Below are 20,989 nucleotides of genomic sequence, written 5' to 3' on the forward strand. Positions count from 1 at the left end.
GAGGATCCTCGTCCTGACCGACCCAGGCGTGCCCTCTGCATCAGCCGGCGGAAGAGCCAGGTCTGTCGCGAGCGCTCCGCTCGGATCGCTCGGCCTTGGCCTCGCCCGGGTCAGGCGGGTTGGCACGCGTCACGTCCGGGCCTGCCGCGACGACGCGAGTCGACCGGTCGGACCCCCGCTGCCCCCGTCACCGCGCACCAGGCGGCGCAGCCACCGCGGCTCGGCCAGGATCCCGTCGAACGGCAGCCTGTCGCACACGACGTGGAGCAGCGCGCACAGGGCGACCACCACGATCACGAGGAGGACGAGGAAGAGGAGGTCGGCGTGGTCGTAGGGCTCGGCGTAGCGCCGCGCCGTCCCGACCACCTTCCACCGCGCCAGGACGAGCAGGGGCATGTGGGCGACATAGATCGCCAGCGTGCGCCGCCCCAGCCAGTTCCACATGCGGGCCCCGGGGAGGCGGGTGAGGACGATGCCCAGGAGCGCGACCGCGGGGAGGCCGAGGAACGTCAGCAGGTGCTCGTCGAGACGGTCGGTCGTCAGCACGAGTCCCCGCTCGGTGCGGGCGAGCGCAAGGGGGACGAAGATCAGAGCCGAGATCGCGCCCGCCCCGACCAGCCATCGCTGCCGGACCCGCAGGGCGGGGGCGACGAGGAAGCCGAGGAGGTAGAAGGGCGCGTAGGAGAAGAACTTCTCCGTCTGCCCGCCGAGCTCCGGGTAGACGGGGGTGAGCAGCATCGCGGCCGCCACGGCGACGATGAGGACGGGGTGGGAGCGCAGGAGTCGCGCCACCACGGTCATGACGGCGAGGCCCCAGATGAACCACAGGTAGTCCTCCGGGATCATCACCTGGGCGAGCAACCACCGCGCCGGTCCCGCCGGCATGGCCTGGTCGATCCCGACGCGCCAGGATGCCAGGACGACCTCGACGAGCAGCCAGACGCCGAGGATCCACACCATGGGAACGATGCGGGTGCCGATCACCGTCCGCCACGGACGCGCGGCGGCGTGGCTGAAGAGCGCCCCGGAGAGGAAGAACAGGGCGGGGATGCGGATGAGCTGCGCCACGCGCACCGAGGGCGCGATCTCGGTGACCGGCATGTCGGCGCGGCCCAAGAACATCAGCGCGTGGCCGACGACGACGAGGATGACGAGGAAGCCCCGCGAGGCGTCGATCCACGCGACCCGGCCGGCTGTCCCGACGCCCCCGCTCACGCGGCGACCACGGTGCGCTGGTCCCTGGACCGCCCCTGGTGGGGGCTGAGGATCGCCCACGGGCTCCGGACAGCACTTCGCATCGGGTCGAGACTAGCCGAGGTCCGACGGCGCGCCCCGTGCCGTACTCGGGCGAGAACTCCCCGTCCGGACGGTGCCGCGGACGATCGCGATCCGCGACGATCGTGGCATCCGTCCGCCCGCACGCCGCCCGTGAGGACCGCAGCGCCATGATCCCCGCCCCGTCCTCGCACGCCGGGCCCCGCGCACGAACGACACGGGCCCCGTGAGCCGTACCCGGCGTCGCGCCCGCACCCGGGCCGCAGCCGTACGGTCCACCGCCGGCGTGACCGGTCCGGGCGGGATCGACATCCCCTGGGAGGAGATCAGGGGTGTGCGCGTGGGCGCCCTCCCGGTCAAGCACGGCGCCGACGTCGTCGAGGTCGCCGGCATCTGACTCCTCAGCAACCTGGGCCGGTCCGGGCGCCAGGGGCAGCACCTCGCAAACCGCGCGGTGACGGGCTCGGTCCGTCACGCCCGCCGGTGGTGGTCCTCGTCGACCACTCCGCCGAGCGTCTCGGCATCGTCGTCCGCGTCCTCGCCGAGGAGCTGGGTCGGCGCGGGCTCGGTCTCTACCAGATGTGACGACGAGAGAGCGGCGCGCTGACCATGAGGCATCGCCATGGGTATATCGCACGATATAGTCGGGTCATGGCGAACTCGGTGCGAGAGCTTCGTGAGGCTGCCGGCCTCAGTCAGGTCGAGCTGGCGCACCGGTCCGGGGTGGCCCAACCGAACATTGCCGCCTACGAGGCCGGAAGGCGCAAGATCTCGACAGCGATGCTGGACCGACTGCGAGCGGCAGTGCGGCCCCTGCCACGCGACGCGCTCGCCGCGCACCGCACGGGACTGTTGAGCCTCGCCGCTCGGTACGGCCTCAGCAACGTCCGCGTCTTCGGCTCCGCCGCACGCCGGGCCGACAGCCCGGGTAGCGACCTGGACATCCTGGTCACGCGGACGCCGGGCACGGGACTGCTCACGATCACGGCATTCGCATCAGAGGCGAGCGAGCTTCTCGGTGTCGAGGTCGACGTGGTCACGGACGGCGGTCTGCGTGCGGACCACGAGATTCTGGCGACGGCTGTCGCGGTATGAACGAACGGGACGCCAGGGCGCTGAGGGAGATCGTCCGCCTGTGCGGCGTCGGCGCCAATCTCGTGGTGCGCGGCCACGAGTGGTACCGCACCGACCCTGACAACGTCCCGGGCCTGGCGGCGGAGTCGCTGATCATCAAGATCGGCGAGAACGTCGCGCGCCTGAGTACCGACACCGCTGACCGGCATCCAGAGGTGCCGTGGTCACACATCAAGCGGATGCGGGACCGATTGGCGCATCACTATGAGGGCACCGACTACGGAGCGGTCTGGGACACGCTCGTCGTCGATCTGCCGACCATCAACAGATACATCCGGTCGCTCGACGTCGGCTGACGATCGACGGACCACACATCCGTCTCCGGTCGGTCGGCGCGCCGCCCGACGACGAGAGAGCGGCAATCGGTCTCGACATAGAGACTGTGAAGTCTCCAGACATCGGTGACGTTTGTGTCTCAGGACATCGGTGACGGTATGTCTGGACTTGGTGGTGACACTTCGGGTGCCGGGATGGGCCGATGGGTCAGAACCAGGAGATCAGCAGCACGGTGCGGTACGCCATCACGCAGTGGCCGACGAAGGCGCCGCGGGGCGCGGTCACGGAGTTCTGTCAGCGCCACGGGATCAGTCGGAAATCGTTCTACGCGATCCGTTCCCGAGCGGCCAAGGAAGGCCCGGTCGCGGCGTGGAAGCCGCGCTCGCGCCGGCCCCATCGCTCGCCTGCTACGACGTCCGCAGAGGTCATTGAACAGGCGCTGAACGTGCGACGTGATCTGGAAGCGGAGGGCTGGGACTACGGGCCGATCAGCGTGATGGACAAGATGATCGAGCTTGGCCTCACGGCCCCGTCCAGGGCGACGCTGGCCCGGATCTTCCTCGCTGCCGGGGCGGTGGAGCCCGAGCCGCGTAAACGTCCCCGCGCAGCGTCTCGCCGGTTCGTCTACCCAGCACCGAACGCGATGTGGCAGCTCGATGGTTTTGAGTACCCGTTGGCCTACGGAGACCAGGCCACGATCTTGCAGGTCATCGATGACCACTCCCGCAAGATCCTGGCCTCGAGGGCCGCCCCCTCGGAGAACTCCACCGACGTGCTGGCCGTGGTCCGTACCGCGATCAGCAGACACGGCGTGCCCCAGCGGTTCCTGACCGACAACGGTCTCGCGCTGAACCCGACCCGCCGTAAGGTCCGTGGCCAGCTCGTGGACTACCTCCACGGGCTCGGCGTCAATGCCATCGCCAGCCGACCCGGTCGACCGACCACAGCCGGTAAGAGCGAACGACACCACCAGACCGCCGCGAAGTGGTTGGACAAACAAGAGCTCGCTGTCGGCCTGCCCGCGCTGCAGGAACTGCTCGATGAGTTCGAGGAGCGCTACAACACCGAGCGCCCCAACCAGGCACTGCAGGGACGGATCACCCCCGAGCGTGCCTGGCAGGCCACCGCGAAAGCACCCGAGCCCGAACCGCCCGAGGTCTCGCTGCCCGAGCCCCCACCGCTACGCAACGCGACAGGAACGGCCACCCGACAGGTCACCGCTGCGGGCAACGTCCAAGTCATCGGCACCCAGTTCCAAGTCGGCAAGCACCGCGCCGGACAGACCGTGCACATCGTCTGGGACGTCAAGACCGTGGAGTGCTTCGAGGACACCGGCGAAAGCATCCAGACCTACCCCCGGCCCGCTCCTAGGACCCGGTACGTCGGCAACGGCAAACCCCGCGGATTCCTCGCCACCCAGCCCAACCGTCACCGAAGTCCCGAGACACCAACTGTCACCGAAGTCCTGAGACACCAACTGTCACCGAAGTCCTGAGACAAGAACCGTCACCGAAGTCCTGAGACATCACAGTCTCGACATAGAGACAGATTGCCGCTCGCTCGCCAGGATGATCGGCCCTCACCCGCCGGGCCGGAGCCGGCAGGCAGGGTGGACGTCAGTCGAGCAGGGCGGTCGCCGTGGGCGAGTCCGTGGCCGACAGCGAGAGCTCCTCGAACTCGTTGACGCCGTCGAGCTCGGCCCCCATGGAGATGTTGGTGACGCGCTCGAGGATGACCTCGACGACCACCGGCACCTGCGACTCCTCGGCCATCCCCTGCGCCTTGACGAACGCCTGCTCGAGGTCGTCCGGGTCCGTCACCCGGAGTGCCTTGCAGCCCAGGCCCTCGGCCACCTTGACGTGGTCGACGCCGTACTCCGCCACCTCGGCGGAGTTGATGTTCTCGAAGGCCAGGGACACGTGGTAGTCCATGTCGAACGCGCGCTGCGACTGGCGGATGAGCCCCAGGTAGGCGTTGTTGACGACCACGTGGACGTACGGCAGGTGGTGCTGCGCGCCCACCGCGAGCTCCTCGAGCATGAACTGGAAGTCGTAGTCGCCCGACAGCGCGACGACCTTCGTCGTCGGGCGGGCGGCGGCGACGCCGAGGGCGGCGGGGCCAGTCCAGCCGAGTGGGCCGGCCTGGCCGGCATTGATCCAGTGCCGCGAGGCGTAGGTGTGGAGGAACTGGGCGCCGGCGATCTGCGACAGGCCGATCGTCGACACGTAGACGGTGTCCCGGTCGAACGCCCGGTTCATCTCCTGGTACACGCGCTGCGGCTTGATGGGCGTCTCCGGGAAGTTCGTCTTGCGCTGGAGGGAGCCCTTGCGCTGCTGCGTGTCGGCGACCCACGCCGCGTAGTCCGGCAGCGAGCCGGCGGCCCTGCGCTCCTTGGCGATCTCGACCGCGCTGCGCAGGAAGGCCCCGGCGTCGGACGTGATGCCGTAGTCGGGCGCGAAGACGCGGCCGATCTGCGTCGGCTCGATGTCGACGTGGACGAACGTGCGACCGCGGCGGTAGACCTCGAGGCCGCCGGTGTGCCGGTTGGCCCACCGGTTGCCGACCCCGAGGACGAAGTCGGACTCGAGGAAGGTCGCGTTGGCGTAGCGGTGCGAGGTCTGGATGCCCGCCATGCCCGCGGACAGCGGGTGGTCGTCCGCGATGGCGCCCCACCCCATGAGGGTGGAGACGACCGGGATGTTCAGCGTCTCGGCGAGATCGACGAGCTCCGCCTCGGCGCCGGCGTTGACGATGCCCCCGCCCGCGACCACGAGCGGCCGCTCGGCGGCCTGCAGCATGTCCAGCGCCTTGGCCACCTGGCGGTGGGTGGCGGCGGGCTGCTGCACGGGCAGCGGCTCGTAGGTGTCCGGGTCGAACTCGATCTCGGCGAGCTGGACGTCGAGCGGGAGGTCGATGAGCACCGGGCCCGGACGACCGGAGCGCATGAGCTGGAACGCCTTGGCGAACACGCCGGGGACCTGTGCGGCCTCGAGGACGGTCTTCGCCATCTTCGTCACCGGTGCGGCGATCGAGGCGATGTCGACCGCCTGGAAGTCCTCCTTGTCGAGCTTCGCGACGGGCGCCTGGCCGGTGAGGCACAGGATCGGCACCGAGTCGGCCCACGCGGCGTACAGGCCGGTGATCATGTCGGTGCCGGCCGGGCCGGAGGTGCCGATGCAGACGCCGATGTTGCCGCGCTCGGCGCGGGTGTAGCCGTCGGCCATGTGCGAGGCGCCCTCGACGTGGCGGGCCAGGACGTGGTGGATGCCGCCGTGCTTGCGCATGGCGTCGTACAGCGGGTTGATGGCGGCGCCCGGGAGGCCGAAGGCCTGGGTGGCGTTCTCCTTCTCGAGGATGGCCACCGCGGCGTCGACCGCTCTCATTCGAGGCATGACGTTCTCCTTGTGGTTCGGTGGGTCACTCGCGCCCGGACAGGCGGGCGATGGTCTGGAAGAGGCCGGAGTGGTCGAGCTGGCCGTCCCCGGCGGCCCGGGCGGCGGCCATGAGCTGGCCGACGAGCGCGCCGACGGGGGCGACGACGCCCTCCTCGCGCGCGGCGGACGTGAAGATGCCCAGGTCCTTGTGGTGCAGGTCGATCCGGAAGCCGGGATCGAAGGAGCGGTCGAGGATCTTCTGCGCCTTCTGGTCGAGCACGGCCGAGCCGGCGAGCCCGCCGCCCAGCACCTCGATCGCGGCCGTCGTGTCGACGCCGTAGGCCTCGAGGAAGACGACGGCCTCGGCCAGCAGCGCGATGTTGCCGGCGACGATGAGCTGGTTGGCCGCCTTGACGGTCTGGCCGGAACCGGACGGTCCGACGTGGACGATCGTCTTGCCCACGACGTCGAAGACCTCCTTGGCGGCGGCGAAGTCCTCGTCCGCACCGCCCACCATGATCGACAGCGCCGCGTTCTTCGCGCCGGCCTCGCCGCCGGACACCGGGGCGTCGAGGAGGCGGATGCCCTTCTCGCGGGCCGCCTCGGCGAGCTCGACGGTGACGTCGGGGCGGATCGAGGAGAAGTCGATGACGAGAGTGCCCTGCGCGGCGTTGGCGTACACGCCGTCCTCGCCGGTGAGGACGTCCGTCACGTCGGGCGAGTCCGGGACCATGACGGCGACGACGTCGGCGCCGGTCACGGCCTCTGCCACCGAGGAGGCGGCGGTGCCGCCGGCCTCGACGAGGGGGGCGGTCTTGTCGGGGGTGCGGTTGTAGCCCCGCACGTCGTGCCCGGCGTTCTGCAGGTGGACGGCCATCGGGCTGCCCATGATGCCGAGGCCGATGAAGGCGATGGTGCTCATTGGTCTCTCCCCTTGTCGGAGGTGGTGGGTGGTCAGGCGGAGCGCTGCTCGCGCGGGAGCCAGGCGAACGGGTCGGCGTCGGAGGTCTTGTACTCCAGCCCGACCGGGCCGGCGTAGCCGGTGGCGCGGATGTCGTCGATCCAGCGCGTGATCGGCAGCTCGCCGCTGCCGGGGGCGCCGCGCCCGGGGGCGTCGGCGATCTGGACGTGGGCGACGCGGTCCGCGTACCGGGCGATCTCGGCGTCCACGTCGGCCCCGTTGACGGCCAGGTGGTACACGTCGAGGAGGAGGCCGAGGTTGGTCGCGCCGTGCTCGTCGCGCACCCGGTCGAGGACGCCCACGACGTCGGCGGACGTCTTCAGCGGGTAGGCGTCCGCGCCGGAGACGGGCTCGAGGAGGACGGTGCCGCCGATGCGGTCGACGGCCCGGGCGGCCAGGGCGAGGTTCTCGGCGCCGAGGTCGTCCTGGGCCGCCGGGTCCTCGCCATCGACCCGGTTGCCGTACAGCGCGTTGAAGGCGCGGCAGCCGGTGCGCTCGCCGATCGTGGTGACGACGTCGAGGTTCGCGCGCAGCTCGTCCGAGCGCGCGGGCCAGGAGATCAGGCCACGGTCGCCGCCGGGCATGTCGCCGGCGTTGAAGTTGAGGCCCGTGAGCTGCACGCCGGCGTCGGCGAGCGCGCGGACGAGCTCGTCGACCTCGGCCTGGTCGGGGGTCGAGGTGGGGAACGGCCACCACAGCTCGACGCCGGTGAAGCCGGCGGCCCGCGCGGCGGCCGGACGCTCGAGGAGCGGCAGGTCGGTGAGCAGGATCGAGCAGTTGACGGTGTACAGGACGTCGTCGGCCATCAGGTTCCTTTTCCGCTTTGTGGATGTTTACTTCCTGATGTCGAAAACGCTAGCAGGGCGCCCGAGGGTGGTCAACCGTCAGTGCACGGCTCCGGTGAGCTCGGGGCTCAGCGCGCGCGCTAGCTGCTCGGCCGCGTCGTGGAGCAGCGGCACGGCCCGCCGCCCGAAGGCGTCGTCGACCCGGGAGGTGGGACCCGAGACCGAGATGCCGCAGCGCACGTGGTCCCCCGGCACGGCCACGGCGTAGCAGCGCACGCCGATCTCCTGCTCCTCGTCGTCGACGGAGTAGCCCTGCGCCCGCACCACGTCGAGGCGCTCGACGAGCTCCTCGAGCGTCGCGGACGCCCGTTCCGTCGGCCGGTCGATCTGCCGGCCGACCACGCGCTCGACCTCGTCGTCCGGCATCGTCGCCAGGATCGCCTTCCCGACCCCGGTCGCGTGGGCGAGCGCGCGGCGCCCGACCTCGGTGAACATCCGCATCGACCGGGTGGACTGCACCTGGCCGACGTACACGATCGTCTGGCCGTCGAGCGTGGCCATGTTCGCGCTCTCCCCCAGCTCCTCCGCGATCCGTTGGAGCACCGGCCGCCCGACCGCGCCGAGCCGCCGGTTCGCCGCCTCGCCGAGCGGGACCAGCCGGGCACCGAGCGTGTACCGGCGGTCCGGCGACTGGCGCACGTAGCCGAGCCCGACCATGGTGCGCAGGAACCGGTGGATCGTCGGGAGCGGCAGGTCGGCGGCGGCCGAGAGCTCGCTGATCGTCGCCTCGCCGCCCGCCGCCGCGATGAGCTCCAGCACGTGGAAGGCGCGCTCGACGGACTGCACCCCGCCGCTCCGGGTCGTCATGCCGCGCCGCCTCAGTTCCGCCGGCCCGGCGGGCGGCCGGCGAGCGCGTCGACCTCGCCCACGCCGGCGCCGACGGACCCCTCGACCTCGGCGGCCGATATCGCGCCGCAGTCGAGGCCGCGGGCGAGGAACCACGCCAGCGCGCGCGCCGTCGCGGGCTCGTCCATCACGGCGCCCTCCTCCTTCGAGAGGTAGGCGCGCAGGCGCTGCGCCGCGGACAGGAATCCCTCGCGGTAGTAGGCGTAGGTCACGGCGAACCGTCCCGGCAGGTGCCCGGGGTGCATGTCCCAGCCCTGGTGGTAGCCGCGCTCGAGCGAGCGGCGCACGAGACGGCCGTGCAGGGACCACGCCGCGCGCACCTGGTCCGCGTCGCCGACGGGCAGGACGTTGGTCGAGCCGTCCGAGAGCCGCACGCCGGTGCCGGCCGCGGCCAGCTGCATGACCGCCTTCGCGTGGTCCGCCGCCGGGTGCTCCATCGACTGGTAGCGGGCGGCGATGCCGAGCGAGGCGGAGTAGTCGTACGTCCCATAGTGCAGCCCGGTCACGCGCGGCGCGCCGGCGTGGATCATCCGCGCCACCAGCGCCGTGCCGTCCGCGCCGAGGACCGCCTGCGGCGTCTCGACCTGGATCTCGAACCGCAGGCGGCCGGCGGGCAGGCCGTGGACCGCCTCGAGCCGCTCGCACAGCACCACCATCGCCTCGACCTGCTCGACCGACGTGACCTTCGGCAGCGTGAGGACGAACCCGTCCGGGAGCGGGCCGGACGACGCGAGCTCGCCGACCACGAGATCGAGGGTGCGCACGCCGCGCGCCCTCGTCGCGCGCTCGAGGCACTTGAAGCGGATGCCGACGAACGGGGTGGACGTCCCGGCGTCGATCTCGGCGCGCACCGCGCGGGCGGCCGCGAGCGCGTCGTCGTCCTCGGCGTCGCCGTGATCCCCGTACCCGTCCTCGAGGTCGATGCGCAGGTCCTCGACCGGCTCGGTGGCCAGCTTGTCCGTCACCAGGGCGCCGACGCTCTCGCGCAGCTCGTCGGGCACGCCGACGGCGGCGAGCAGCTCTGCCGTCCCGCCTCCGCGCTCGATCACCTCGAGCGCCTGGCCGCCCCACTCGTGCGCGAGCCCGGCGCGAAACCGGTGCGCCGGCACGTACACGGTGTGCACCGGCTGGCGCGTGCCGTCGTCGCCCGGGTAGTCCGCCTCGAGGCGCTCGTCGGCTCCGTCGAGCATCGCGTCGACCTCGGCGAGGGTCTCCGGCGCCAGGGAGGGGCTCGAGCTGGTCATGGTTGCACTCCGATCGTTCGGACGGTGAGTTCCGTCATATGGAAGTATGGAGAGGTCGACGGGCGGTGCGGCAGCCCCGGCCCGTCCTCGGCAGCACCCTCACAGACCAGGAAGAGATGATGGCCTCCAGCTCCGGCGTCCAGTCCGTGGACCGCGCGATCGACCTCCTCGAGCTCCTCACGGACCTGGGGGGTGACGCGGCGCTGAGCGAGCTCGCCGAGGCCTCCGAGCTGCCCCTGCCCACCATCCACCGCATCCTGCGCACGATGGTCGACCGTGGGTACGCCCGGCAGCTGGCCTCGCGGCGCTACACGCTGGGCCCGCGCCTCATCCGGCTCGGCGAGAGCGCAGGCCGGCAGTTCGGCGTCGGCGCCCGCCCCCACCTCGAGCGGGTGGCGCGCGAGCTCGGCGAGAGCGCCAACCTCGCGATGATCGATCGGGACATGGCCGTGTACGTCGCCCAGGCGGCCTCCTCGCGCTCGATGCGGACGTTCACGGAGGTGGGCCGCCGCGTGTACTGCCACTGCACGGGCGTGGGGAAGATGGTCCTCTCGGAGCTCCCCGAGGTGACGGTGCGCGAGATCGTCGGCCGCGTGGGCATGCCCTCGCACACGGAACGCTCGATCGAGTCGCTCGAGGATCTGCTCGTCGAGCTCGACACGATCCGCGACCGCGGCTACTCGATCGACGACGAGGAGCAGGAGGCCGGCGTGCGCTGCTACGCCGTCTCCGTACCAGGGGCACCGACGCCGACCGCGCTGTCCGTCTCGGGTCCGGCACCCCGGGTGACCGACGACTTCGGCCGCCGGGCGGTACCGATCCTGCACGAGGTCGCCGCGGCGATCGCCACCGACCTGCTCCCGTCGGCCTGACGGAGGGGCACGATGACCGACGACGACCTGCACGACCTGCGTCCGGCACTCGCGGACATCGCCCGCGACCTGGGTGCGCTCCCCGCACCCGAACGGGTCCAGCTGCTCGTCGAGCTGGGCGACGACCTCCCGGAGCTCCCCCAGCGGCTCCGCGACCACCCCGAGCTGCTCGAGGCCGTCCGCGAGTGCCAGGCCCCGGTCTTCGTGCGCGCCGAGGTGGCAGGCACCGGGACGGACGCCCCGGTGACGATCCACGTCTCCGCCGCGCCGCAGGCCCCGGTGACGCGGGGCTTCGCTGGCATCGTCACCGCGGGGCTCGCCGGTGCGACCGCGGGCGAGGTGCTGGCCGTGCCCGCGGACCTGCCCTCCCGGCTGGCGCTGGCCGACGTCGTCAGCCCGCTCCGGCTCCAGGGGATGGCGGGACTGCTCACCCGGGTCCGCCGGCAGGTGGCCGAGGCGGCCGGGCTGCACCGGCCGGCCGACGGCACCGACGGGTGACCCCCGGCCCGTGACCGACCGGCGCCCGGTCATCGTCGCGGTTCGTCCCGCAGGTGCGGCCACGCGAGCTCAGCGTCGCTCGCCCGGTCGGCCTCGCGGTCGATCGCCGAGGCGGAGCCGGAACGCCGCCCGTGCCCGGACCGCCGGCGTACGGTCCGTTCCGCCTGCTCCCGCGCCTCATGCTCGGCCTTCCTGCGCCGGTCGAGCTGCGCGAAGTAGGCCGAGCGCCGCTCCTGGACGTCGCCGGCGACGTTGGCTCGGGCGGTCGAGCCGGCCGTGAACACCGAGGGGTCCTCGCGCCGGCCCCAGCGGAACTCGTTGAAGAAGAGGTTGAGGATGACCGCGACGATCGCGGCCGCGCTGATGCCCGAGTGGAAGATCATGCCCACCCAGGTGGGGAAGTCGTCGTAGAAGCTGGGCATCGCGATCGGGATGACACCGAAGGCGAGCGCCGTCGCGACGAGGGTGAGGTTGAGGTTGCCGTCGTACTTCACCTTCGACAGCGTCCGGATGCCCGCGACCGCGACCGAGCCGAAGAGCACGACCCCGGCGCCTCCCAGGACCGGGTTGGGGATGGCGGCGACGACTCGGCCGAGCAGCGGCACGAGCCCGAACAGCACGAGCACGCCACCACCGGCGGCGACGGCGAACCGGCTCTTGATGCCCGTGATCGCGACGAGCCCGACGTTCTGGGAGAAGGTCGTCACCGGGAAGGTGTTGAGCACCGGCGCGACGACGGTCGTGATCATGTCCGAGCGCAGGCCGTCACCGACGCGGCGTGAGTCGGCCTTGGTGTCGATGATCTCGCCGACCGCGAGGATGTCCGCCACGGTCTCGGTCATCGCGATGAAGATGACGACGGTCATCGAGATGATGGCCCCGACCTCGAACGTCGGCATGCCGAAGTGGAACAGCGAGGGCAGCGCGAAGGTGTCGCCGTCCCCGACCGCCGAGAAGTCAGCCATCCCGATGGCGGCGGCGAAGGCCGTACCGATGACGAGCCCGAGCAGGATCGACAGCCGGGAAAGGGTGCCCGAGGCGAACCTGCTGAGCACGAGGATGACGATGAGCGTGAACATCGCCAGCCCGATGTTGCCCGCGGAGCCCCAGTCCGGGTCTGCGTCGCTGCTGCCCATCATCCAGCCGGCCGCCACCGGGAACAGGGAGATCCCGATGGTGGTGATGATCGTGCCCGTGACGACCGGCGGGAAGAATCGGACCACCTGGGAGAAGAACGGTGAGACCGCCAGGCCGATCGCGCCCGCGACGAGCACGGAGCCGAAGATGGTCGTGATGCTCCCGCCGCCGGTGACGATGGTGACCATCGTCGAGACGGAGACGAACGAGATCCCCTGGACGACCGGCAGCTGCGAGCCGAAGAACGGCAGGCCGAGCGTCTGCAGGAGCGTGCCGAGACCGCTGACGAGCAGTCCCGCGGAGATGAGGATCCCCATGTCGGTGGCGCTCAGGCCGGCGGCCTGGCCGACGATGATCGGCGGCGCGACGATGCCGCCGAGCATGGTCATCACGTGCTGCAGGCCGTAGAGGATCGTCCGGCCTGCCGGGTAGGTCTCGTCCTCGGGGCGTTCGCCCTTCACCAGCTCTTCTGGCGTTGTCGTACTCATCCTGGCTCCCTTGCTCAGGTGGTGGGTCGCTGCGTGACGCCGGCGGGCGTCAGCAGAATCCGGCCGAGGTGGACCAGGCGCGCGGCTCGGGGGCGACCCCGTCGCGGCGGACCTCGGCCTCGATGAGGCCGTAGGGGCGGTCGGCGGCATAGAAGACCTCGTTCGGGTTGTCGAGCCCGTACTGGTCCAGGTCCACGAGGAAGTGGTGGAGGTTCGGCATGGAGAAGCGGAACTCCGCGATCTCCGGGTGCGCCTCGAGCGCACGCCTGCCCATCTCGAACAGGGTCTGCTGGAGCGCGAGCGAGTGGACGTCGGCGAAGGTCTCGAGCAGGATGCGGCGCACGTCGTCGTAGACGGCGTTGAAGTCGATCGCGGTGTCGAGGTAGCGCCACTTCGCGGTCACCGAGGTCGCGAGCACGCGGTCGGTCGTCTCGACGAGCGAGGTGAAGCGGTCGCGCGGGAAGCCGTGGAACTCCGACCCGGTCGACTTGAGCACCGCCAGGTCCTCCAGGCCGGCCACGACGAACGTGTCCGCGCCGTCGCGCTGGACGAGGGCGGTCCGGGTCTCGACGTCGGTGCGGACGAAGGAGTGGTTGTGCTCACCGTCGGTGGAGTTCCGGTCCAGCGAGGTGGGGATGTGCTCCCACGTGTGCTCCTTGACGAGCCAGCGCCCGCCGGAGACCCAGTCGAAGGAGCTGGTGAAGTGCTCGGCCAGGCGCAGGCCGAACGCCTCGGGCGAGCCGATGCCGTCGCGGGCCAGGCCGAAGACCGTGTTCTTCTGGGTGTCGGTGGCCACGACGGGGCTGTTGTCGCCCTCGGTGTGGGCCACGGTGAAGTCGCCGCGGAGCTGGGAGGTCACCGACAGGTCGGTGATGCAGTGGCGCGCCTCCTGGCGGTCGACCTTGACGAGGCGGACCTCGGCCTTGCCGTACTGGTTCTCACCCAGGACGATCCGACCGGTGTCCGTGGTGGCGGTGGTGCTCTCGGTCATGCCCAGCTCCCTCGATGGTGCGTGCGGTGCCGTCCGGGCGGCGGTCGACCGGACGCGATCCACCCGCGCGTCGCGTCCGGGCGAAGATCGTCGGTGTCGGGCGGCCCCGCTGACGACAATGTCATTTTCATGTGGCGGAATAACTAGTCCACCATGCGGCATCAACCTACGGGGGTGCCGGGGGCGTGTCAAGACCGCGGGCAAGGGCTCCTCGAGGGCCGTTACGGTGGCGGACGACGCCCCTACCGACCGCCGCGAAGGAGCCAGACATGACGTCGCCCAGGGCGAACGCCCCGGCCACCCCCGAGGACCTGCGCCGGCTGCGCGAGGCCGTCGACCGGTCCGCCGCGGCCCGCGCGGACGGCCGGCACCCGTTCGCCGCGACCGTCGTCGCCGCCGACGGCCGGCCCCTCGCCGAGGCCGCGAACCGCTCGACCGGCCCGGACGGGGACCCGACGCAGCACGCCGAGCTGCTCGCCGTCGCCTCGGCCGCCCGCGCGGTGGGCCCCGAGGGCATGCGCGGCAGCACGCTGTACACGAGCGCCGAGCCGTGCGCCATGTGCGCCGGGGCGGCCTACTGGACCGGGATCGACCGCGTGGTCTACGCGCTGAGCGAGTCCCGCCTGCTCGAGCTGACCGGGTCCCATCCGGAGAACCCGACGCTCGACCTGCCCTGCCGCGAGGTCTTCGCGCGCGGCCAGCGGGAGGTCGCCGTCTCGGGCCCCCACCTCGAGGACGAGGCCGCCCGGGCGCACGCGGGATTCTGGTCCTGACAAGACGCGGACGCGACCACCGATCGCTTCCGCGTTCCGAAAGTTCCCTTCCATAACCTCTTGCGTGTCGAGCGCCGCCCCGCTAACGTCCCTGCACGACGCGTCGTTGTTCCCGGCATGGATAACCATCGGCGCGGTGCAGACCTCAACCGTGCCGCTGCTGCAGCCTCCGCCCTCGGGTGACGCCGGCTGCGTACAGGAGCGAATGGCGATGGCGCCGACACGACACTCCCCTGCCTGCCTCGACCACGAGGCGGTGCGCACGTGACGATCTACCGCGCACTGGTCCTCGACACCCCGGGCGACCCGACCGCGACCGACCGACCCGCCGAGCTGCGCTCCCACGAGGACTGCGCGCTCGTCGTCGAGGGCGGCACGATCGTCGCCCGCACCGACTACGCGACCGCGCGGGCCGAGCACCCCGAGCACGACGTCGTCGACATCCGTGACGGCGTGCTGCTGCCCGGACTGGTCGACACCCACGTCCACTACCCGCAGGTACGGGCCATCGGCGGCCTCGGGATGCCGCTGCTCGACTGGCTCGATGCCTGCGCGCTGCCCGAGGAGGCCCGGCTCTCCGACCCGACGTACGCCCGCGGGGTCGCCCGGGACTTCGTCGACGGCCTGCTCGGTGCGGGCACGACGACGGCGCTCGTGTTCGGCTCCCACTTCGAGGGCGCGGTGGACGCCCTGTTCACCGAGGCCGAGGCGACGGGGCTGCGCGTCACCTCCGGGCTCGTCGTGTCGGACCGGACGCTGCCGGGCGAGCTCCTGACGACCCCCGAGGAGTCGCTCGCGGCCGGGCGGCGCCTCGCGGAGCGCTGGCACGGACGGGGACGTCTGCGGTACGCGGTCACGCCCAGGTTCGCCCTCTCGACGACGGACGAGATGCTCGCCGCGTGCGGGGAGCTCCTCGGTGACGACACGTGGTTCACGACGCACGTCAACGAGAACGTCCAGGAGATCGCCGACGTCCGCGAGCTGTTCCCCGACGCCCGGCACTACGTGGACACCTACGACCAGCACGGTCTCATCGGCGAGCGCTCGGTGTTCGCCCACAACGTCCACCCGACGCCGCACGGCCTCGAGGTGCTCGGCGCGGCGGGAGCCGCAGTGGCCCACTGCCCCACCTCCAACGCGGCGCTCGGCAGCGGGCTCTTCCCGCTGCGCGCGCACCTCGCGGCGGGCGTGCGCGTGGCGCTGGGCTCCGACGTCGGGGCCGGGACCGGTTTCAGCCTCCTCAAGGAGGGGCTGCAGGCCTACTTCGCGCAGCAGCTGCTCGGGGCGGACGGCGTGCCGCTCGCGGCCCCGGACCTGCTGCACCTCGCCACGCGCTCGGGAGCCACCGCGCTCGGCCTGGACGAGAGCGTCGGCGACCTGTCGGTCGGCAAGCAGCTCGACGCCGTGCTGCTGCGGCCCGGCCCGCGTGGCGCCCTGCGCACCGCGCTGCGCCACGCGAGCGACCCGACCGATGCGCTGGCGAAGATCTTCGCCCTCGGCACCCCTGCCGACATCGACACCGTGTGGATCGGCGGCGACGTCGCCGACGGTCCCCGCGCCTGACCCGCACGTCACCGCAGCAGCCACCCCGTCCGCAGTCCTCAGCGCGACACGTACGCCCATGGAGGCCCGCATGACCAGCAAGAAGGACGCGAGGTCCGACCGGACCCGCAGCGCCACACGCGACCACGCCGACGCGACGACGCGTCCGGCCGACGTCGCGGACAGTCCCGAGAAGCCCGCACCCAAGGGATGGCTCGACCGGTGGTTCGGCATCACCGCCTCGGGTTCGACGATCCCGCGCGAGCTGCGCGCGGGCCTCGTCACGTTCCTCACGATGAGCTACATCCTCTTCGTCAACCCCGAGGTGCTCGGGGCGGCGATCGACATCCCGAACGGGCAGGTCCAGCTCCTCATGACCACGGCGATGGCCGCCGCCATCGGCTGTCTGCTCATGGGGGTGATCGCGCGGTACCCGTTCGCTCAGGCACCCGGCATGGGTCTCAACGCCTTCTTCTCCTTCACCGTGGTGCTGGGGATGGGCGTGGAGTGGCAGACCGCGCTCGGCGCAGTGTTCATCTCCGGCATCCTCTTCGTGGTGCTCAGCGTCGTCGGCGCCCGCAAGGCGATCGTCATGGCGATCCCCATGAGCCTCAAGCTCGCCATCATGGCCGGCATCGGCTGCTTCCTCGCTTTCCTCGGGCTGCGCAACGCCGGCCTCGTCATCACCGACGAGGCCACGCTCGTCACCCTCGGCGACCTCACCGCGCCGGACGCCTGGATCGCCGTCGTCGGGCTGCTCATCACCGCCGTCCTGCTGCAGCTGCGGATCAAGGGCGCGCTCCTGTGGGGCATCATCGCCTCCGCGATCATCGCGATCATCTCCCGCGCCGAGGTCTACTCGTCCGCCGACGGCACGCCGCAGGCGTTCCAGGGCTTCACCGACGGCATCGTCGCCGCTCCGGTGTGGCCCTCCGACCTCGTCGGACAGCTCGACATCGCCGGCGCCATCGGGATCGGGCTGTTCAGCGTCGTGTTCACGTTCTTCTTCGTCGACTTCTTCGACGCGACCGGGACCCTGACCGGTCTCGCGCAGAAGTCCGGCCACCTCTCGGAGACCGGCGACATGCCGCGGGCGAAGACGGCCTTCTCGATGGACGGACTGGCCACGATGGTCGGCGCGACGCTCGGCACGTCGACCGTGAGTGCCTACGTCGAGAGCGCGTCCGGCATCCAGGACGGCGGGCGCACCGGCGTCAGCTCGTCGTTCACCGGAATCCTGTTCGCCGCCTCGATGCTGCTGTGGCCGGTCATGGGCGCCGTCCCCGGCGCCGCCACCGCACCGATCCTCGTCCTCGTCGGCGCGATGATGATGGACGGGATCCGGCACATCGACTGGGACGAGATCGCCGAGGGCGTGCCCTCCTTCCTCACGATCATCGTCATGCCGCTGACGTTCTCGATCGCCAACGGCGTGAGCATCGGCGTCATCAGCTACTGCGCGATCCAGATGTTCACCGGCGGCATCCGCAAGGTGCACCCGGTGCTCTACGTCGTCGCCATCCTGCTCGCCGTGAGATACGTCTTCTTCGTCTAGGCACCAGCGCACCGACCGTCCAGGTGCCGAGCTCGGCACCTGGACGGTCGAGGCGTTCCAGCCGCACCACCCGCAACGAGCACCCCCCGCATCGAGACTGGAGCACCACGTGAGCATCTGGATCAAGAACCCGCTCGCCACCCACACCGGCACGCCGGACGATGCCGGGGGCGGCCTCGTCGTCGACCCCACCACCGGCACGGTCCTCGAGCTCGTCCCGTCCGGCGGGGCACCGACGATCGAGCCGCAGCAGGTGGTGGACGCGAGCGAGCACGTCGTCGTGCCCGGTCTGATCAACACGCACCACCACTTCTACCAGACGCTCACGCGGGCCTGGGGGCCGGTCGCCGACGTCCCGCTGTTCCCCTGGCTCGTCAACCTCTACCCCGTCTGGGCCCGGCTGCACCCCCGGGCGCTCGAGCTGGCGACGACGGTCGCCATGGCCGAGCTCCTGCGCTCGGGATGCACGACGGCGGCCGACCACCACTACATCTTCCCCGGCGGGCTCGAGGACGCCGTCGACATCCAGGCGGAGGTGACGCGGCGGCTCGGCATGCGCGCGATGCTCACGCGCGGCTCGATGACGCTCGGCGAGCGGGACGGTGGCCTCCCGCCGCAGTCCGTCGTCGAGGACCCGGACACGATCCTCGCCGACTCCCAGCGGCTCATCGACACCCACCACGAGCGCGGCGACGGCGCGCAGGTGCAGATCGCCCTCGCGCCGTGCTCGCCGTTCTCCGTGACAACGTCGATCATGCGCGACAGCGCCGATCTCGCGGAGCGCAACGACGTCCGGCTGCACACGCATCTCGCCGAGACCGACGACGAGCAGGACTTCTGCCTCGAGCGGTTCGGGATGCGCACGGTCGACTACCTCGAGTCCGTCGGGTGGCTGACGGACCGCACGTGGCTCGCGCACGGCATCCATTTCGACGACGACGAGATCGCCCGCCTCGGGTCTGCCGGCACCGCGGTGGCTCACTGCCCGTCGTCCAACATGCGGCTCGCCTCCGGCGTGTGCCGGGGAGTCGAGCTCGAGGACGCCGGCGCACCGCTCGGCGTCGGGGTCGACGGGTCCGCGTCGAACGACGGGTCGAACATGATCTCCGAGGTGCGGCAGGCGATGTACCTGCAGCGGCTCTACTACGGCGCCGACCGGGTGACCGTGCGCCGTGCCCTGGACTGGGCGACGCAGGGGTCGGCGCGTGCGCTGGGCCGCACCGACATCGGCGTGCTCGCGCCGGGCAAGCAGGCGGACCTGGCGATGTTCCGGCAGGACGACCTGCAGTTCTCCGGCAGCCATGACCCGCTCTCCGCACTCCTGCTGTGCGGGACCGAGCGTGCGGACCGCGTGATGGTCGGCGGGCAGTGGCGGGTCGAGGGCGGCCAGGTCGTCGGGCTCGACGTGCCCGCGCTCGTCGCCGAGCACTCGGCGGCCGCCCGGGCGCTCGTGGCCGGGTAGGCGCGAGGAGACGCATGAGCGCGCCCACTCTGCGCACCGGGCGTCGCGTCATCCCTGGTCACCCGACGTCGCCGAGGTCCCGGCCGTCGGGGTCAGGATCCGGATCGGGGTCCGGGTCCGGGTCCGGGACGTCGTTCACATCGAGGCGGGATCGGGCACGCGGTTCGATGGACGAACGGTCCGGCGGATCGTGGCCGACGACGACGTCGTGCTGGCCCTGCTCACCATTGGGCGCGGCGACAGGCTTGCCATCAGGTACGTACCGCTGCGCGGGGACCCATGAGCACGGTGGGCCGTGCTCGCGGTGCGGGTCCCGCACGGCTCGGAGATCGCCGCCGGCGCCTGTGCGCATGAGCACCACCCCCTCCGGCGGCTCGGCCGGTGCGGCCAGATGTGTGGGCGCGGCCCGGTACTCGTGCCCCGTCGGGGTACGCACGGTCAGCGAGGTCGCGGTCGTGGTGTGCGACCAGCCCAGCAGCTCCTTGATGAGGTTGCAGCGCTGACACAGGCCCGATGCGTTGTCCAGACTCGTCGCCCCGCCCTCGGACCAGCGCATCGCATGGTCGATCTGCCGCAAAGGTGCGCCACAGTACGGGTTACGACAGTCGTCGTCGCGCAGCAGCACCATCCGCCGTAGCCGGCGGCTGAAGATCCGGGATCGGGCGTCCATCTTCGTGATCAGTCCCGTGGCCGGCTCGGTCCAGATCCGACGCAGGTCCACGTCCCGGGCGCTGGCCTCTGTGAGCATGTCCCGCGCCACCCGGGCCGGGATCGGTCCCTGGCCGGGCATCCAGGCAGGCTCGTCGCCGCCGACGAGGGTCTGGTCGGTCATCACAAGAGTCAGATCGACGTCCCGCGGCGCCGAGGCGCCCACACCGGTGACCCGCTCGACGAGCAGATCGGCCACCAGCTGTCCGCGGGTCCGGCCGTCCGCGGAGGACCTGGCGGAGGCGGCATCGGCAACGGCGGCCCCGTCATCAGGAATCGCGCCGGCATCACCCTGCCCTGCGAGGACCTGATCGGCCTCCTGGACCAACGAGTCGTGGACGCGGCGCCCCTCGGCCACGGGCAGATGCGCGGTCAGGAAACACATCCCCGGTTCGGTGGCAGGACGTATCGTCACCCGGCGCGAGCGCCGCGCCTCCTCCGCCCGCCTGGCGGCGGCCTCCCCGTCCAACCGGTGAGCGATGCGCCGGGCCCGGTACCGCACCTGCCGGTCCGACAGCGAGTCCAGGACCGGCGCCAGCTCCTCATCGGCCACCCGCCGATCGGCCGGCTCCAGGTCCACCAGCTCCGCGACCAGCAGGTGGGCCCGAGTCTCGCTGAGGCGCCCGGACTCCATGAGCGCCAGCGCATGGGGCATGTCGTCGACGATCACCCGACCGGCCTTCAACCGCCGCTGCCCGGTCGACGGCGACTCGCGCCGTGCCAGCGCCACCTCCTCGGCGAGCCCCACCCCTGCCGCGCCCGCGGGACACCGTTGACGTCCTCACGGGTGCGGCGCAGCACTTCGACCACCGCTGTGGCCCGCACCTGCACCGCTGCGGCCGCTGCCTTGAGCCCCTCCGCGGCCGCGATCACCTCGATCGCGGCGGCCTCGGTGGTGATCTCGACCCCGGTCAGCGCCTCGGTCACCACACGCATGCCCGCGGCCGTGGGGACGACGTCGGCCACCAGCTCCCGCTGCATGGCGCCCCACCACTGCGTGTCCACGTC

The 20,989-nt window shown here is 71.5% G+C and carries 21 protein-coding genes; 10 read left to right on the top strand and 11 right to left on the bottom strand.

Annotation, left to right across the window (positions count from 1 at the left end; genetic code table 11):
- Positions 1 to 129: 129 nt before the first annotated feature.
- Positions 130 to 1,215, bottom strand: coding sequence for an acyltransferase family protein (locus ACPYO4_RS10685; RefSeq protein WP_425709221.1), 1,086 nt, complete (start codon positions 1,213 to 1,215; stop codon positions 130 to 132).
- 286 nt (positions 1,216 to 1,501) lie between these two features.
- Between ACPYO4_RS10685 and ACPYO4_RS10690 the strand changes: the two genes are divergently transcribed.
- A complete protein-coding gene (locus ACPYO4_RS10690) occupies positions 1,502 to 1,672 on the top strand; it encodes a hypothetical protein (RefSeq protein ID WP_425709222.1) in 171 nt (56 codons plus the stop codon).
- A 74-nt stretch (positions 1,673 to 1,746) separates the two neighbouring features.
- Here ACPYO4_RS10690 and ACPYO4_RS10695 read toward each other — a convergent pair whose 3' ends face one another.
- Positions 1,747 to 1,899 carry a hypothetical protein gene (locus ACPYO4_RS10695; RefSeq protein WP_425709223.1) on the bottom strand — a complete coding sequence of 51 codons (153 nt, stop codon included), beginning with the start codon at positions 1,897 to 1,899 and terminating at the stop codon, positions 1,747 to 1,749.
- 27 nt (positions 1,900 to 1,926) lie between these two features.
- On the opposite strand from ACPYO4_RS10695, the gene ACPYO4_RS10700 reads away from it, so the two are divergent.
- From ACPYO4_RS10700 to ACPYO4_RS10710, 3 genes are all read left to right on the top strand, one after another.
- Positions 1,927 to 2,370 (top strand): helix-turn-helix domain-containing protein, encoded by a 444-nt coding sequence (locus ACPYO4_RS10700; RefSeq protein ID WP_425709224.1) that lies wholly within the window; start codon positions 1,927 to 1,929, stop codon positions 2,368 to 2,370.
- Positions 2,367 to 2,705: a DUF86 domain-containing protein gene (locus ACPYO4_RS10705; RefSeq protein ID WP_425709225.1), complete on the top strand. Its 339-nt coding sequence runs from the start codon at positions 2,367 to 2,369 to the stop codon at positions 2,703 to 2,705. Before ACPYO4_RS10700 ends, ACPYO4_RS10705 begins: the two co-directional genes overlap by 4 nt.
- 182 nt (positions 2,706 to 2,887) lie before the next feature.
- Entirely contained in the window at positions 2,888 to 4,180 is a 1,293-nt protein-coding gene (locus tag ACPYO4_RS10710; RefSeq protein WP_425709226.1) for a DDE-type integrase/transposase/recombinase, read from the top strand.
- Between the two features lie 121 nt (positions 4,181 to 4,301).
- On the opposite strand, the gene gcl is transcribed toward ACPYO4_RS10710, so the two are convergent.
- The 5 genes from gcl to ACPYO4_RS10735 all read right to left on the bottom strand — a co-directional run bounded on the left by gcl (position 4,302) and on the right by ACPYO4_RS10735 (position 9,955).
- Positions 4,302 to 6,077, bottom strand: a complete 1,776-nt coding sequence (gene gcl / locus ACPYO4_RS10715) for a glyoxylate carboligase (RefSeq protein ID WP_425709227.1) — start codon at positions 6,075 to 6,077, stop codon at positions 4,302 to 4,304.
- 25 nt (positions 6,078 to 6,102) lie between these two features.
- Positions 6,103 to 6,981, bottom strand: a complete 879-nt coding sequence (locus tag ACPYO4_RS10720) for a 2-hydroxy-3-oxopropionate reductase (RefSeq protein ID WP_425709228.1) — start codon at positions 6,979 to 6,981, stop codon at positions 6,103 to 6,105.
- Positions 6,982 to 7,013: 32 nt separating this feature from the next.
- The gene (locus ACPYO4_RS10725; RefSeq protein ID WP_425709229.1) at positions 7,014 to 7,826 is read right to left on the bottom strand and encodes a hydroxypyruvate isomerase family protein; all 813 of its coding nucleotides are present in this window, start codon (positions 7,824 to 7,826) and stop codon (positions 7,014 to 7,016) included.
- 78 nt (positions 7,827 to 7,904) lie between these two features.
- On the bottom strand, positions 7,905 to 8,672 hold the full coding sequence (locus ACPYO4_RS10730; protein ID WP_425709230.1) for an IclR family transcriptional regulator: 768 nt from the start codon (positions 8,670 to 8,672) through the stop codon (positions 7,905 to 7,907).
- Positions 8,673 to 8,683: 11 nt separating this feature from the next.
- Positions 8,684 to 9,955 carry a DUF6986 family protein gene (locus ACPYO4_RS10735; protein ID WP_425709231.1) on the bottom strand — a complete coding sequence of 424 codons (1,272 nt, stop codon included), beginning with the start codon at positions 9,953 to 9,955 and terminating at the stop codon, positions 8,684 to 8,686.
- A 119-nt stretch (positions 9,956 to 10,074) separates the two neighbouring features.
- Between ACPYO4_RS10735 and ACPYO4_RS10740 the strand changes: the two genes are divergently transcribed.
- A complete protein-coding gene (locus ACPYO4_RS10740; protein WP_425709232.1) occupies positions 10,075 to 10,827 on the top strand; it encodes an IclR family transcriptional regulator in 753 nt (250 codons plus the stop codon).
- Between the two features lie 12 nt (positions 10,828 to 10,839).
- Entirely contained in the window at positions 10,840 to 11,325 is a 486-nt protein-coding gene (locus ACPYO4_RS10745; RefSeq protein ID WP_425709233.1) for a SufE family protein, read from the top strand.
- A 29-nt stretch (positions 11,326 to 11,354) separates the two neighbouring features.
- Here ACPYO4_RS10745 and ACPYO4_RS10750 read toward each other — a convergent pair whose 3' ends face one another.
- Both ACPYO4_RS10750 and pucL read right to left on the bottom strand, forming a co-directional pair.
- Complete coding sequence (locus tag ACPYO4_RS10750) at positions 11,355 to 12,950, bottom strand: nucleobase:cation symporter-2 family protein (RefSeq protein WP_425709234.1); 1,596 nt, start codon at positions 12,948 to 12,950, stop codon at positions 11,355 to 11,357.
- Between the two features lie 49 nt (positions 12,951 to 12,999).
- Positions 13,000 to 13,941: a factor-independent urate hydroxylase gene (gene pucL / locus ACPYO4_RS10755; RefSeq protein WP_425709235.1), complete on the bottom strand. Its 942-nt coding sequence runs from the start codon at positions 13,939 to 13,941 to the stop codon at positions 13,000 to 13,002.
- 269 nt (positions 13,942 to 14,210) lie between these two features.
- Here pucL and ACPYO4_RS10760 point away from each other — a divergent pair, with 269 nt between their 5' ends.
- The 4 genes from ACPYO4_RS10760 (at position 14,211) to ACPYO4_RS10775 (ending at position 19,273) form a co-directional block, all read left to right on the top strand.
- On the top strand, positions 14,211 to 14,714 hold the full coding sequence (locus tag ACPYO4_RS10760) for a nucleoside deaminase (protein ID WP_425709236.1): 504 nt from the start codon (positions 14,211 to 14,213) through the stop codon (positions 14,712 to 14,714).
- Positions 14,715 to 14,978: 264 nt separating this feature from the next.
- Positions 14,979 to 16,277 carry a guanine deaminase gene (gene guaD / locus ACPYO4_RS10765; RefSeq protein WP_425709237.1) on the top strand — a complete coding sequence of 433 codons (1,299 nt, stop codon included), beginning with the start codon at positions 14,979 to 14,981 and terminating at the stop codon, positions 16,275 to 16,277.
- A gap of 70 nt (positions 16,278 to 16,347) precedes the next feature.
- On the top strand, positions 16,348 to 17,811 hold the full coding sequence (locus ACPYO4_RS10770) for an NCS2 family permease (RefSeq protein WP_425709238.1): 1,464 nt from the start codon (positions 16,348 to 16,350) through the stop codon (positions 17,809 to 17,811).
- Between the two features lie 109 nt (positions 17,812 to 17,920).
- Entirely contained in the window at positions 17,921 to 19,273 is a 1,353-nt protein-coding gene (locus ACPYO4_RS10775) for an 8-oxoguanine deaminase (RefSeq protein WP_425709239.1), read from the top strand.
- Between the two features lie 58 nt (positions 19,274 to 19,331).
- Here ACPYO4_RS10775 and ACPYO4_RS10780 read toward each other — a convergent pair whose 3' ends face one another.
- Together ACPYO4_RS10780 and ACPYO4_RS10785 are read right to left on the bottom strand one after the other, a co-directional pair.
- Positions 19,332 to 20,729 carry an HNH endonuclease gene (locus ACPYO4_RS10780; protein WP_425709240.1) on the bottom strand — a complete coding sequence of 466 codons (1,398 nt, stop codon included), beginning with the start codon at positions 20,727 to 20,729 and terminating at the stop codon, positions 19,332 to 19,334.
- On the bottom strand, positions 20,663 to 20,986 hold the full coding sequence (locus ACPYO4_RS10785) for a hypothetical protein (protein ID WP_425709241.1): 324 nt from the start codon (positions 20,984 to 20,986) through the stop codon (positions 20,663 to 20,665). Before ACPYO4_RS10785 ends, ACPYO4_RS10780 begins: the two co-directional genes overlap by 67 nt.
- Positions 20,987 to 20,989: the final 3 nt, after the last annotated feature.

Source organism: Georgenia sp. Z1491 (genome assembly GCF_049856175.1).
Taxonomy (GTDB): Bacteria; Actinomycetota; Actinomycetes; order Actinomycetales; family Actinomycetaceae; genus JB111.